The sequence below is a fragment of the Haloechinothrix aidingensis genome, from assembly GCF_013450155.1.
Lineage (GTDB): Bacteria > Actinomycetota > Actinomycetes > Mycobacteriales > Pseudonocardiaceae > Haloechinothrix > Haloechinothrix aidingensis.
This window is the reverse complement of record NZ_JACCKD010000009.1, coordinates 263,967-277,893: the sequence shown is the minus strand read 5'-3', so window position 1 is coordinate 277,893 and position 13,927 is coordinate 263,967. Positions and strand designations below refer to the sequence as shown.

The 13,927-nt window shown below is 71.4% G+C and carries 9 protein-coding genes; 8 read left to right on the top strand and 1 reads right to left on the bottom strand.

Annotated features, from left to right (window positions below):
- Positions 1-345 precede the first annotated feature (345 nt).
- The 8 genes from H0B56_RS21590 (at position 346) to H0B56_RS21555 (ending at position 12,124) form a co-directional block, all read left to right on the top strand.
- On the top strand, positions 346-1,182 hold the full coding sequence (locus H0B56_RS21590) for a DUF5336 domain-containing protein (RefSeq protein ID WP_180894922.1): 837 nt from the start codon (positions 346-348) through the stop codon (positions 1,180-1,182).
- Positions 1,183-1,360: 178 nt separating this feature from the next.
- On the top strand, positions 1,361-3,019 hold the full coding sequence (locus H0B56_RS21585; protein WP_180894921.1) for a cell division protein PerM: 1,659 nt from the start codon (positions 1,361-1,363) through the stop codon (positions 3,017-3,019).
- Between the two features lie 189 nt (positions 3,020-3,208).
- Positions 3,209-3,841: a phosphoribosylglycinamide formyltransferase gene (gene purN, locus H0B56_RS21580; RefSeq protein WP_180894962.1), complete on the top strand. Its 633-nt coding sequence runs from the start codon at positions 3,209-3,211 to the stop codon at positions 3,839-3,841.
- Complete coding sequence (purH, locus tag H0B56_RS21575) at positions 3,835-5,394, top strand: bifunctional phosphoribosylaminoimidazolecarboxamide formyltransferase/IMP cyclohydrolase (RefSeq protein ID WP_219633047.1); 1,560 nt, start codon at positions 3,835-3,837, stop codon at positions 5,392-5,394. Before purN ends, purH begins: the two co-directional genes overlap by 7 nt.
- Positions 5,395-5,690: 296 nt before the next feature.
- Positions 5,691-6,422: a hypothetical protein gene (locus tag H0B56_RS21570; protein WP_343063996.1), complete on the top strand. Its 732-nt coding sequence runs from the start codon at positions 5,691-5,693 to the stop codon at positions 6,420-6,422.
- Between the two features lie 3 nt (positions 6,423-6,425).
- Positions 6,426-8,048, top strand: coding sequence for a DNA polymerase Y family protein (locus tag H0B56_RS21565; RefSeq protein ID WP_343063995.1), 1,623 nt, complete (start codon positions 6,426-6,428; stop codon positions 8,046-8,048).
- Positions 8,048-11,458 (top strand): error-prone DNA polymerase, encoded by a 3,411-nt coding sequence (locus H0B56_RS21560; protein WP_180894919.1) that lies wholly within the window; start codon positions 8,048-8,050, stop codon positions 11,456-11,458. The genes H0B56_RS21565 and H0B56_RS21560 overlap by 1 nt, the downstream gene beginning before the upstream one ends.
- A gap of 54 nt (positions 11,459-11,512) precedes the next feature.
- Positions 11,513-12,124, top strand: coding sequence for a pentapeptide repeat-containing protein (locus H0B56_RS21555; RefSeq protein WP_180894918.1), 612 nt, complete (start codon positions 11,513-11,515; stop codon positions 12,122-12,124).
- Between the two features lie 45 nt (positions 12,125-12,169).
- On the opposite strand, the gene H0B56_RS21550 is transcribed toward H0B56_RS21555, so the two are convergent.
- Entirely contained in the window at positions 12,170-13,885 is a 1,716-nt protein-coding gene (locus H0B56_RS21550) for a glycohydrolase toxin TNT-related protein (protein WP_180894917.1), read from the bottom strand.
- Positions 13,886-13,927: the final 42 nt, after the last annotated feature.

Below are 13,927 nucleotides of genomic sequence, written 5' to 3'. Positions count from 1 at the left end.
GTACGCGTCGGCAAAACCCCCAGCGAAGCAGCCGAACTCGCCCGCGAACTCTACAAACAACTCTGAGCGGTTCGTAGGGATCGACACGGCGAGCGGGGCCGGGCACAGTGACTGTGTGCCCGGCCCCGCTCGTATGCCGGGGAACCGGACCGGGCCCGCGTCCGTCCCACCGTGCGGGGTGGGCTAGCGTCCGCCCTGTCAGCTGCAGGTGCAGCCGGTTACCGGAGCTGAGGGAGCGTCGTGCGGCGGGTGGACGGCGCGGTCCCGCTGGGGCGAGCGACGGGGTGCGCGCGTTCGTCCACCGGTGCATGACCCGACCCGTGACGACGACACAGGAGCGAAGACATGACGATGCCGAGCAGCGGGTTCCCGGCGCAGGGCCCCCAGCAGGCACAGCAGGCCTACCAGCAGCAGCCGAACCCGCAGGCACAGGGCACTCAGTTCCTCCCGTCGATGTCCGGGCACGCATCCGGTGGTACCGGCCGCCCCGCTCCACCGCTGGGGTTGATCCTGGCACTTGTCGTCACCGCCCTCGGTGTCGGCAGCTACTTCGTCAGCTTCGCTGATGTCGTGCCCGCTTCCAGCCCCAAGGTGATGTTCTTGCTGGTCGGCGGTCTTCTCGCCGCGTTGCACGCGCTTCCCGGCGGGCCGAGGAGCCTGCCGTTCGCCGCGTTGCTGAGCGTGACGGGATTCCTCCTGGCGTTGAGCGCGATGATCGACGCGGCATCGGTGGCCGGGGCGCTCGTGGTGTTGCTGATCATGGCGATCCTGCAGATGGCGGCGGCGGTGGTCGCGTTGCTGCTCGAGTACGGCGTGCTCCCGCCGCCGAGCCAGCAACCGGCCCAGCGACCGGCTCCACCGCAGCCCGGCCAGTACGCGCAGCCGGGGGTGCAGGGCCCGTACGGGCAGCAGATGCCACCCCAGCAGCAGACCCAGCAGCAGACCCAGCAGCAGACCCAGCACGGGGCGTTCGGCACACCTGCCGCGCAGGGGGCCCAATCCCCGGCGGCCGGGTACCCGCAGCCGGGCCAGTTCGCCGGACCGGCCTCCGCCCAGCAGGAGCAGGTCCCGTCGCCGCAGCCGACGCAGTACGCACCGCACCAGGGCCAGTTCCACCATCACTCCGCCACGCAGGCGCAGAGCGGCTCAGAGCACGCCGAGGGGGAGCAGCGCGCTGACTGACGGCGCCGCGGGGTGCCCGGTACAACACGGTCGCCACCGTCGCTAGCCCGGGAGGGTGGGGATGCCCACAGGGTCGCGCTGCCGGCGGCGTGCCGCGGCTGCTGTGCGGCGTTCCGGTGCGATCGTGGTGGCAGGGTTTCTGTCGGGCCGCACGATGTGAGGGACGGGTGTAGCGACTGTGGTTGCCAGGCTGCGCGTTCTCCTCGCCGCGGCAACGCTTCCCCTGGTTGCCGGTTACGTCGCGGTGGCAGCGGTGCTCGCCGGGATCGCGGCGACAGCCGAGCAGGCGGACGCCTCCGTACCAGGGGTGCTGCGTGCTGCGGGGCCCGGATGGCTGGCTGTGTACCAGGTTCCGGTCTCCATCGACGGTCACGAGCTCGGTGTCCTGCCGCTGGCGGCGACCGCCGCGATCTTCGCGCTCGTGGCCAAGGTGGCGCACGGAGCCGTCGCGCGGTTGGGGGCAACGGATCCTGCGTACCCGCTCATGGTCATCGCGGTGATCTCCACCGCGCACGGCCTGGCAGGGGGCGGTGTCGCGTTGCTGGTGCTGCCGGAGCCGGTGACCGTGGAGACGGGTGCCGCGGTCGTGGTCCCGGCGTTGCTCGCCGGGCTCGCCGCGACGGTGGGTGCTGCCCGGCGGGTCGACCTGCGTGACCATGTCCGGGCCCACATCGATGAGGCGGCTGTGCGCGGTTTGCGTGCCGGCCTGCTCGGAGTCGCCGCGCTTGTGGCTGCCGGCATGCTGGTCCTGCTGGTCTCGGCCGCGTTGTCGGTGGGAACCGCGCGGGACACGTTCGCCGAGTACGCCCTCGGGGCGGGCGGTGGGCTCGGCATGCTGCTGCTGTCCATCGTCTACCTGCCCAATGCCGTGCTGTCCGGGGTGGCCTTCGTGACCGGTCCGGGCTTCTCGATCGGCCCGGTGTCGGTGACCCCGTTCGGGCTCAGCGGGGGCGCGCTACCCGGGGTGCCGCTGCTGGCCGCCGTTCCGGAACAGTACGGAGCGTGGTGGCCCGCGCTGCTGGCGCTCCCGGCCTGCGCGGGGGTTCTCGTCGGATGGGTGCTGCGCCGTTCGGATCCGCAGCCGGTGGTCCGGCTGCGCAGCGTGACCGTCGCCGGTGTGTGTGCCGCCTTCGGATGTCTCGTGTTGACCTCGATGGCTGGTGGTCAGCTCGGTGACGGCGGGATCGGTGCCATGGAGATCCCCGCCGCCCTGGTCTCGCTCGCCGCGTTCGGGTGGATCGCGGTTCCCGCGGGGCTCGTCAGCTGGCTCGCGGGCCCGCGAGCGGTCGCCGCCGAGGCGGGTGTGGATGCCGGCGAGGAGGACGACGCTGCCGAGGAGGATGCTGCCGAGAACGACCTTGCCGAGAACGACGCTGCCGGGATCGGCGACGGCGCTGCGGACGACGACGCTGCGGACGATGGTGCGGAGGACGGCGACGGCGCTGCGGACGATGCCGGGGAGCGCGACGGGGACCCCGTCGGCGACACCGGCGGGGACACCGGCGAGCCCGACGGCGACACCGACGGGGACACCGTCGGCGAGCCCGACGGTGCTGAGCAGCTCGCCGCGCCTGCCGACCCCGTAGCGGAGCAGGGGTCCGGCGGCGAGGACCGCGACGGCGGGCATCGGGATCCCGAGGCCGCCGGGGAGAGCGCGGGGGAGCAGGGGGATACCGATACCCGCGGACCGGTACGCGCTGCGGAAGGCGAGGACCCCGAGGACGACGAGGACACCCCGGCCGGCGAGGACACCCCGGCTGGCGAGGACAGCGGCACGGGTATCGCTGACGCGGGCGAGTACACCGCGGATGCCGCGGAGCGGACCGCCGGCGGGTGATGCCGTGGCGCGGGCTCGGGGTGCATTCCAGATCACCCCATGATGTCCCGCGCGCGGGACGGTGGTGGGGTGATGTCTAGGGTTGGCTGTGCCATCCGTTCGATCCCGTGCGCGTAGCCGCGCGAGTCCAGGCAAGGAGCGGCGTTGCAACGTCCGTGGCGAGTACCGGCAGGTGCTGGGCAGGCAGAGGTGCAGCACGACGCGCCGGAAGAGGGGTCTGTCGCCAGGCTCGTCGTGCTCGCCTCGGGGTCGGGGACGCTGCTGCAGGCGTTGCTGGAGTCCACCAGGGAGGCAGGCTTCCCGGCGCGGGTGGTCGCTGTCGGCGCCGACCGCGATGGCATCGCGGCGTTGCAGCGCGCCACGGACGCTGAGGTGGATCACTTCGTCGTGCGGCTGGCCGATCACGGCGATCGCGCCGCGTGGGATCGCGCGCTGACCGAGGCGGTTGCCGCGTACGAGCCGGACTTCGTCGTCTCGGCGGGCTTCTTGAAGATCCTTGGCCCGGAGTTTCTCGCTCGTTTCCCGTCCCGTGTGATCAACACACATCCGGCGCTGCTCCCGGCCTTTCCCGGGATGCACGCCGTGTCGGATGCGTTGGCGGCTGGGGTGAAGGTCACCGGATCCACCGTGCATTTCGCCGATGCCGGGGTGGATACCGGACCGATCATCGCCCAGGAACCGGTCGCGATCGCACCGGAGGACGATGAAGCGAGCTTGCACGAACGTATCAAGGCTGTTGAGCGAAGGCTGCTCGTCGACGTGGTGGCGAAGCTGGCTCACTACCGCTATACGGTGACTGGACGGAAGGTGAGTTTCTGGTGAGTGCATCGGATCAAGCTGTGGTGCGACGCGCCTTGCTCGGGGTGTCGGACAAGTCCGGCCTCGCAGAGCTCGCGACCGGGTTGCACGCCGCCGGTGTCGAGATCGTCTCGACGGGCGGCACCGCCGGTGCCATCCGCGACGCCGGCGTGCCGGTCACTCCGGTCGAGCAGGTCACAGGGTTTCCCGAATCGCTGGATGGCCGGGTGAAGACGCTGCATCCCGGTGTGCACGCAGGGTTGCTTGCCGATGTGCGCAAGCAGGAGCACCGGCGGCAGCTGGAGGAGCTGGATATCGCGCCGTTCGACCTGCTCGTGGTGAACCTGTACCCGTTCGCGGACACGGTCGCCTCCGGGGCGAGCGGGGAGGACTGTGTCGAGCAGATCGACATCGGCGGGCCGGCCATGGTGCGGGCCGCCGCGAAGAACCACCCCTCGGTCGCTGTGGTCGTCGACCCGCAACAGTACGACTGGGTGCTCGGCCGGGTGTCGGCAGGAGGATTCACCCTCGCCGAACGCAAGCGTCTCGCGGGCCAGGCGTTCGCCCACACGGCGGGTTACGACCTCGCGGTCGCCTCGTGGTTCGCCGACACCTATGCTCCCGACGACCAGGCGCGGGCCCCGGAGTTCCTGGGCAGCGCGTGGCGGCGCTCGGCGGTTCTGCGCTACGGGGAGAACCCGCACCAGCACGCCGCGCTCTACACCTCGGGATCGGGCGGGCTCGCGAATGCCGAGCAGCTGCACGGCAAGGAGATGTCCTACAACAACTACGTGGACGCCGACGCGGCTGTACGCGCCGCACACGATCACGACGAGCCCGCCGTGGCGATCATCAAGCATGCCAACCCGTGCGGGTTGGCGACCGGTTCGGACATCGCCGAGGCTCATCGCAAGGCGCACGCCTGTGACCCGGTCAGCGCGTTCGGCGGCGTCATCGCTGCCAACGGCTCGGTCGGGCTGGATGCCGCCGAGCAGATCGCCGAGGTGTTCACCGAGGTGGTCGTGGCTCCCGACTACACGGAGGACGCCCTCGACGTGCTGCGGCGCAAGAAGAACGTCCGCATCCTGCGCTGCGCTGCTCCGGGGCGCGGTGGCCGCGAGCTGCGGCCGATCACCGGCGGCGCGCTCATGCAGGCGGCGGATGCGCTGGATGCCGAAGGGGACGACCCCGCGAGCTGGACGCTGGCCACGGGCGCGGCCGCCGATGCGGCGACGTTGGCCGATCTGGCCTTCGCCTGGCGTGCCGTGCGCGCGGTGAAGTCCAACGCGATCCTGCTCGCCGACGACCGTGCCTCCGTGGGTGTCGGTATGGGGCAGGTCAACCGGGTGGACTCGGCGCATCTCGCTGTGCAGCGGGCGGGTGACCGCGCGCGCGGCTCGGTCGCCGCGTCGGATGCGTTCTTCCCGTTCCCCGACGGGTTGCAGGTGCTGCTCGACGCCGGGGTACGCGCCGTCGTGCAGCCGGGCGGTTCGGTACGCGACGCCGAGGTGATCGCGGCCGCCGAGGCCGCGGGCGTAACGCTCTACCTCACCGGAACCCGTCACTTCGCGCACTGATCTCCCCTCCGGGTGGGAGCCCAATGTCACGTTGGGCTCCCTAGATGGAACCAACGCCACCTTCGGCTCTCACCACCCCGCGCCAGCTGGAAGGAGCCCAAGGTGACAGCGGTTCCTTAGAAGGATCCCAACGCCACCTTCGGCTCCCACCGCGCGCGCTCAGCCGGCTTGACAGCACCGGGGCGATGAGGTTGACTATCGGTGTCGAACATCAGTTCGATACCTGTTGGTCAGGTGGTGTACGAGAGCCCGCCAAGGTGTGCTGCCTTCGGTGTGGTTGAGCGGAGGTGGTGATCGTGTCCGGCTCGGTTCGGTCCACCGGGGCGGTCGCGCGGCTCTCGTCGTTGCCAGGGGTGAGCACGGCCAGCGACATGGCCGCTGCCACCGGGCGGGGTCCGGCCACGGGACGGCTACTTCCCGTGCGCCCCGAGCTGTCCGCTGCGCTTCCTCTCGGGGGGTTGCGCAGAGGCAGCACGGTGTCGGTTCGAGGCTCGCGTGCTCTGCTGTTCGCGTTACTCGCCGAGGCCACGACACGGGGGTCGTGGGCGGCGATCGTGGGGATGCCCGATATCGGGGCGGTCGCGGCGGCAGAGCTCGGCGTGGATGTGCGCAGGCTGGCGGTGGTGCCCGCGCAGGGAACCGAGCTCCTGTCGGTGACAGCGGCCCTGCTGGACGGGCTCGACCTGGTCGTTCTCGGGGACGGTCTGCTGGCGCGGCACGCACTGTCGCGCCAGCAGACCGAGAAGTTGACAGCGCGTGCGCGGCACAGGGAAGCCGTGCTGCTCGCAGCCGATGCCTTCCCGGGGGCGGAGCTGGAGCTGCGCTGCACGCCGGGACGCTGGTACGGGCTCGACGAGTCGGGTGGCTACGGGTACCTGCGGGAGCGTGCGGTCACCGTGCACGGTTCCGGCAGGGGCGCCGCGGCGAAGCCCGTCCGGGTGAGCGTGCTGCTTCCCGGCCCGTCCGGGGGAGTGGCCGCGCCTCACTCGAGTGGCACGGAAACGTCTCGGGTGCGAGAAGCGGGGTAGCGGGTGCCGTCTCACGTCGCCTTCCCCGGCAGGGTGCTCGTGCTGTGGTGCCCTGACTGGCCGGTCACCGCGGCGGCCGCGGCTGCCGGCGTATCCCCGCATGTGCCGGCCGCGGTGTTCGCGGGCAACCGCGTGGTCACCTGTTCGGCCGTGGCGCGGCGCAACGGTGTGCGCAGGGGGATGCTGCGCCGGGAAGCGCAGTCCCGCTGCCCCGACGTCGCGGTGCTCGCCTCCGATCCCGCGCGTGACGCCCGGCTGTTCGAGCCGGTGGTCGCCGCGGCCGAGGAGCTCGTCCCCGGCGTTGACGTGGTACGCCCCGGGGTGGTCGCCGTTCCCGTGCGGGGAGCGGCCGCGTACTTCGGGGGCAGGAACTCACCGGATGCCGCGGAACACGCGTTCAGCGAGCGGCTGGCCGAGCAGGTCTCGGCAACGGCGGGGGTGGAATGCCAGGTAGGCATCGCCGACGGCCTGTTCGCCGCCCTGCTCGCCGCGCGTCGAGGGGTGCTCGTGCCCGAGGGGCGGGACGCGGAGTTCCTGGCGCCCCTTCCGGTCGCCGAGCTCGATCAGCAGGGCGAGAGCACGACCGAGTTCGTCGACCTGTTGCGGCGCCTGGGGCTGCGCACGCTCGGCCGGCTGGCGGAGCTGGACGAGCGCACCGTAGCTACCCGGTTCGGCCACGAGGGGGTGCTCGCGCACCGGATCGCGCGCGGTGCGGCCGAACGCCCACTCTCCCCGCGCAGGCCTGCCCAGGAGCTCGCTGTCGAGCAACACTGCGATCCGCCGCTCGAGCGGGTCGATACGGCGGCGTTCGTGGCCAGGACCCTGGCGGACCGGCTGCATGCCGGCCTGACCGCGCAGGACCTGGCCTGCACGAGGGTGGGTATCTATGCCCGTACCGAGGAAGGGGAGGAGCGCCACCGGGTCTGGCGCTCCGCGCGACCGGTGACCGCGCACGGCGTGGCGGATCGGGTGCGCTGGCAGTTCGAGAGCTGGCTGCAGGCGGGGTCCGGGGGCCGCCCGAGCAGCGGGGTGGTGCACCTGCGGCTGGTGCCGGAGGAACTGGTGCACGGTGCCGCGCTGCAGCTTCACCTGTGGCACGGCGCTGGTGCGGCAGGCGGGACGGAGGACGACCCCGGTACGGAACGGGCCTCCCGCGCCTTCACCCGGGTACAAGCCCTGCTCGGCCCGGAAGGCGTATGCACTCCCGTGCTGACCGGTGGGCGCGGACCCGCCGAGCGGGTCGAGTTCGTGTCCTGGGGAAGCTCCCCCGGCAAGCCCGGGGAGCAGGCACCGTGGCCGGGCAGGCTCCCGGCGCCGTCTCCGACGACGGTGCCGGCCCGCCCGGTACCGGCCGCCGTGTTGGACGACGAGCGCAGACCGGTGAGCCTCACCGCGCGGGGTGCGCTCACCTCTCGGCCACACTCCGTGGCCGTCGAGGACGGGGTAGCCAGGAACATCACCGGCTGGGCAGGGCCGTGGCCGGTGGACGAGCGGTGGTGGGACAGCGCGGCGGAGGGCCGGCGCGCCAGGATCCAGGTGGTGACCACGGGCGACGGGCCGGCCCTGCTCCTGCTGCTGCGCGAGCACGGAAAGCCACGATGGATAGTTGAGGGAGTGTACGACTAGTGGGCTGGTACAACCCGCCGATGCGGTGGTCCGAACTGGAGCGAACCCTGTCCGGTCGCCCGAGGCGCGCGGACGACCAGGGCGACGGTTCGGACAGTCCGGCGTGGACGCGACGCCGTGAGGGCTATCTCAGGCCGGACGACCTCCGCTCGCTACGCGAGGACGATCACACCGGGGCCGGTACCCGCGTGCCCTACGCCGAGCTGCACTGCCACTCCAACTTCAGCTTCCTCGACGGGGCCAGCCATCCGGAGGAACTGGTCGAGGAGGCCTCCCGTCTCGGGCTGGATGCCGTGGCGCTGACCGATCACGACGGGATGTACGGGGTGATGCGCTTCTCCCAGGCAGCGCACGAGCTCGGCGTGCGCACGGTCTTCGGCACGGAACTCAGCATCGGCCTGTCACAACCGCAGAACGGTGTCGCCGACCCGGAGGGCGAGCACCTGCTGTTGCTGGCGCGCAACCCGCGCGGGTACAGCGACCTGTGCCGGGTGCTGACGGAAGGCCAGCTCGGCACGGGTGAGGGGGACGGTGACGATCGCGGTGGGGTGCGGGGAACCGCGGAGAAGGGCAAGCCGGTCTACCGGCTCACCGATGTCGCCGAGCAGGTGGCCGAGAACTGCGTCGTGCTCACCGGCTGCCGGAAGGGGGCCGTGCGTACGGCGTTGGGCACCGCGCGGTCCGGCCACGAGTACCGGGCCGCCGCCGACCGGTTGCGGGAGCTCGGTGAGCTGTTCGGCTGGGACAACGTTCTCGTCGAGCTCTTCGACCACGGCATGCCTGCCGACAGCGCGCACAACGACGTCCTGGCCACGCTGGCCGCGGAGTTCGGGCTGCCGACGGTGGCGACGGGCGTCGCGCATTACGCGGCGCCCGAGCGGGGCAGGTTGGCCGCCGCGCTGGCCGCTGTCCGGGCGCGGCGCAGCCTGGATGAGATGGACGGCTGGCTCCCTCCGGCACACGGCGCGCACATGCGGTCCGGAGCCGAGATGGCCGAGCGGTTCGCCCGCTATCCCGGCGCGGTCGGCCGGGCCGCCCTGCTGGGTGTGGAATGCTCCTTCGACCTCACCCTGATCGGCCCCGAACTGCCGCCCTTCGACGTGCCGCCGGGGCACACCGAGGCCAGCTACCTGCGCCAGATGACCTACTACGGGGCGCTCGAACGGTACGGCAGCCGCGAGTCCTGCCCGGATGCCTACCGCCAGCTCGAGAGGGAGCTGGCGGTCATCACCGAGCTGGGCTTTCCCGGCTACTTCCTGATCGTCGCCGACATCGTCCGGTTCTGCCGGGAGAACGACATCCTGTGCCAGGGACGCGGCTCGGCGGCGAACTCGGCCGTGTGTTTCGCCCTGGGGGTGACCAACGTCGACCCCGTGCGGTGGGGGCTGCTGTTCGCGCGCTTCCTGGCCACCGAACGGGACGGCCCGCCGGACATCGACATCGACATCGAGTCCGACCGGCGGGAGGAGGTCATCCAGTACGTCTACGCCAAGCACGGCAGGTTGCGTGCCGCTCAGGTCGCCAACGTCATCACCTACCGGGCCCGCTCGGCGGTGCGGGACGTGGCGAAGGCACTCGGGTACTCGCCGGGGCAACAGGACGCCTGGAGCAAGCAGGTGGAGCGCCGGGGCACGCGGCCGGGCCCGGTCAACGGCCAGCCCTACACGGCCCAGGTCACCGGCGGGGACGTGCCGGAACCCGTGCTCAGGCTCGCCACCGAGCTGGGTGACTTCCCGCGCCATCTCGGTATCCATCCGGGTGGCATGGTTCTCGCCGACCGTCCGGTGAGCGAGGTATGCCCGGTCGAGCGGGCGCGGATGGACGGTCGCACCGTGCTGCAGTGGGACAAGGACGACTGTGCCGCGGCGGGGCTGGTCAAGTTCGACCTGCTGGGCCTGGGGATGCTCTCCGCCCTGCACTACGCGACCGACCTCGTGGCCGAGCACGAGGGCGTCTCGGTGGACATCGGACAGCTGGACCTGGCGGACCAGGAGGTGTACGCGATGCTGCGCCGCGCCGATGCCGTGGGGGTGTTCCAGGTGGAAAGCCGGGCACAGCTGGCCACCCTGCCCAGACTCAACCCGGGGACGTTCTACGACCTCGCCGTGGAGGTCGCGTTGATCCGCCCCGGCCCGATCCAGGGTGGCGCGGTGCACCCCTACATCCGCAGGCGCAACGGCGAGGAAGAGGTGAGCTACGAGCACCCGTTGCTGGCGAACGCGCTGGACAAGACCTACGGTATCCCGCTGTTCCAGGAACAGCTCATGCAGATCGCGGTGGACGTGGCGGGTTTCGGTCCCGGCGAGGCGGACGAGCTGCGCAGGGCGATGGGCGCCAAGCGTTCGGCCAGGAAGATGGAACGGCTGCGGGAACGCTTCTGCGCGGGGGCGATGCGCAACGGTGTGGGTGCCGAGCTCGCCGAGCGCATCTACGAGAAACTGCTCGCCTTCGCCAATTTCGGTTTCCCGGAAAGCCATGCCCTCAGCTTCGCCCATCTGGTGTTCGCCAGCGCCTACTTCAAGCGCTACCACCCGGCGGCGTTCTGCGCGGCCCTGCTGCGCGCCCAGCCGATGGGGTTCTACTCTCCCCAGTCGCTGGTCGCCGACGCGCGCAGGCATGGCGTGACGGTGCGCGGCCCGTGCGTCAACGCCGCGGCCGCACACACCGGGCTGGAACCGCTCGGGGAGGGGAGCGAGGAGCCCGCGGTGCGTATCGGGCTGGCTTCGGTGCGCTCGCTCGGTCAGCACGGTGCAGCGGAGATCGTCGCGGAGCGGGACCGTGGCGGTCCGTTCACCAGCCCCGCCGACCTGGCGCGGCGGGTGCGGCTGCGGAGGGCGCAACTCGAGGCGCTCGCCACGGCCGGTGCGTTGCACTGTTTCGAACCGGACCGGCGTAAGGCGCTGTGGGGCGCCGGTGCCGTGGCGCGGGAACAGGACGGCACGTTGCCGGGCACCGGCGTCGGGACGGCTGCCCCCGAGCTGCCCGGGATGGACCCCGTCGAGCTCGCTGTCGCCGACGTCTGGGCGACGGGGCTGTCGCCGGACAGCTTCCCGACGCAGTTCCTCCGGCAGCACCTGGAGGAGCTGGGGGCGCTGCCCGCGGAGCGTCTCCACACGGTCGAGCACGGCAGCCGGGTACTGATCGGGGGTGCGGTGACTCACCGCCAGCGTCCGGCCACGGCGGGCGGGGTGACGTTCCTCAACATCGAGGACGAGACCGGGATGGTCAACGTGGTGTGCTCCCCGGGGCTGTGGGGGCGCTACCACCGTGTGGCGCGGTCGAGCACGGCGCTGCTGATCCGTGGGGTGGTGGAGCACGACCAGCACGGGGCGGGAGTGGTCAGCGTGCTCGCCGACCGGCTGCAGCATCTGGACCTGCGGATCCCCTCGGCCTCCCGGGACTTCCGGTGAGCGGTGCCGGTCGGCACCGGGGCCGGTGTCGGCCCGCTGTGCCAACCTGGCCGCATGGCTGACATCGACGCCGTCACCGAGACCGGCGCGAACTACCGGGATGCCGTGTGCGCGGGCGAGACCTGGGTCGATCGGCACTTCCTTCGCTGTGATTTCACCGAGGCGGACCTGCACGGTCTTCGTACCCAGGGGTGCACGTTCACCGACTGTACGTTCGTCCGGACCGATCTCGGCGAGTCGAGCCACGCGTCCTCGGCGTTTCGTACGTGCACGTTCCAGCGGGCGAGCCTTGGCGGAAGCTCGTGGTATCGGTGCAGCTTGCTGGGGTCGACGATCGTGGACTGCCGGATACGTCCGGTCACCGTCGTCGACAGCGACCTGACCCTGGTCGGGCTCGGCGGGGCGGATCTGCGCGGGACCGACCTGTCCCGGCTACGGCTGAGGGAGGCCAACCTGAGCGAGGCCGACCTGCGGGAGGTCGACCTGCGGAACGCGGACCTCTCCGGTGCCCGGTTGCTGCGGACCCGGCTCGACTCCGCCGACCTCCGGGGCACCGTGCTGGACGCCGACGGCCTCGTCCAGGCCTCGTTGCGCGGCGCTCACGTCGATACCGAGACCGCCCTCGCCTTCGCCGCCGCCCACGGCCTGCGCTGGAGCGCTGAATGACGCATTCAACTCGCGAGACGGACTGGAAGCGTCATTCAGCATTCCCTAGTCGACGGGTGGGTCGCCGGGCTCGAGCTCGATCAGCACGCCGCTGTCGAGGAGCTCCTGTACCGACACCGGCAGCAAGTACGCGTGACCGCCACCCGGCTGGTTGAACCACGGGATCGCGACGCCGGTGAGCGCTTCGATGGGGCGCTGCACCCGGTAGACGTGATAGGTCCGGTGCACCCACTCGGGCACCAGGGATCGCTCCTCGAACGGGGTCCCCGCGATGTAGGTGAGGTTGCCGTCGGGAGAGCCGAACCGGTCCAGCTCGCTGCCGGCCGGTAGCTGGCGGATCTCCTTGCCTCGGAACAGGGTCAGCGGGGGCTCGCCCGGCAGTGGCTGGATCGGCCACTGCTGTCCCGGACCCGGCTGTGCGGGCGTGCCACCGGCCTTCGACGGCTGGGAAGCCGTCTCGGGAAGCTGCTGGGACGGTGCCGCCCCAGCAGCCGCCCCAGCAGCAGGCCCAGCCTCGTGCTGGGCTCGCTCGGCACCGGTGGCTTGCGCCGCAGGCTGTTCTGCCAGCAGCAGCTTGCCGAGCATGAACGCGGCAGCGTCCTCGGCGTCACCGAAGACCGCAGGGTTGGTGAGTGACTCGTCGTACCAGCCGACCCGCCACCCGTTGTCGACCTGCTCCAGGCTCCACGCGTGCCGGGCCGGTTCGCCGATCCGGAAGCGTGCGCGATCCACTCCCAGCTCGTCGAGCTTGCTGGCGAGCCGCTCGATCACGGGGAAGTCGGCGAGCGCGGCCGCCTGCGCCTCGCTGCCCGACGGCGGGCCTGCCGCGTGCCGGTCCGCGGGCTCACCTCCACCCGGCTGGGGGTGCGGCTCGGCCTGCGGTGGGGGCGCGGCCTGGTGACGGGGTGGTGGCGGAGGCGGTGCTTGCTGGGCTTGCTGGTTGCTGCCGCCTGCGACGTAGCTGCTGGCCGCCGCGCGCTGCTCCTGGGTGACCTCGGGAACGGTGAAGCCGTTGGCGCGGATGTGCGCGACCAGGTCGGGCTCGGGTGCGACGCCGTGCTCGCGGAGGTAGTAGTTGACCGCGGCAGGCCAGATCCATGTCCCGTCGCTGTGGAAGGCCACGGGCACGGTCGGCTCGGACTGCCCGCTGAGCCGGTCGGTGTCCACGCCGTTACCCGGCAGCACGACGGGGGCGGTGTTGAGGTACTCGAGAACCTTCTCCCGCTCGTCGCTGTCCAGTTCCGCGCGGTTGATCAGCGGCCGCCCCGAGGGGCCGGTGCCGTCGAACACGCGCGCGAACCGGAACCGCGGGCCGGGACGCTCTGGGCCGAGGCCGGCGAGACGCCGCATCAACCACTCCGGGACGTTGTCGTCGGAGCGGGGGAACATGCGCAGCTCATCCGAGTAAGCCTGTGGCGGTGGCTCCATGTTCCATTGCGGTTCGTCCCGGTCGTACTCCAGGTTGTAGCTCGCCGGAGCATCGAGCTGGTACACCGCGTTGAACCAAGTGCCGCGCTGGTCGCGGTACATCCCCGCGCGGAGCTTGCCGAACATCGACGCGATGTCGTGGGTCGCGATCCACTCGCGGGTGGTCCCGTCGGTGAAGGTAACCTCGCCGTCGAGCTCGTGGTACTTGCCAACGGCGCGGTACTCGGCAGTGATGCTCTGCCAATCCTGCGGGGCTGCCCGCAGCAGGGCGAGGCCAATCTGCTTGACCAGGGTGTCCTGCTCCGTTGCGTTGAGCTGTGTCGCGTGTGCCACCTCAACATCTTGACGTGTAACCAGGGATTCTGCACAGGGGCG

What these genes read in the sequence shown, in the direction of transcription:
- H0B56_RS21590 (WP_180894922.1), top strand. Translation starts at nt 346, where the DNA reads ATGACGATGCCGAGCAGCGGGTTCCCGGCGCAGGGCCCCCAGCAGGCA.
- H0B56_RS21555 (WP_180894918.1), top strand. Translation starts at nt 11,513, where the DNA reads ATGGCTGACATCGACGCCGTCACCGAGACCGGCGCGAACTACCGGGAT.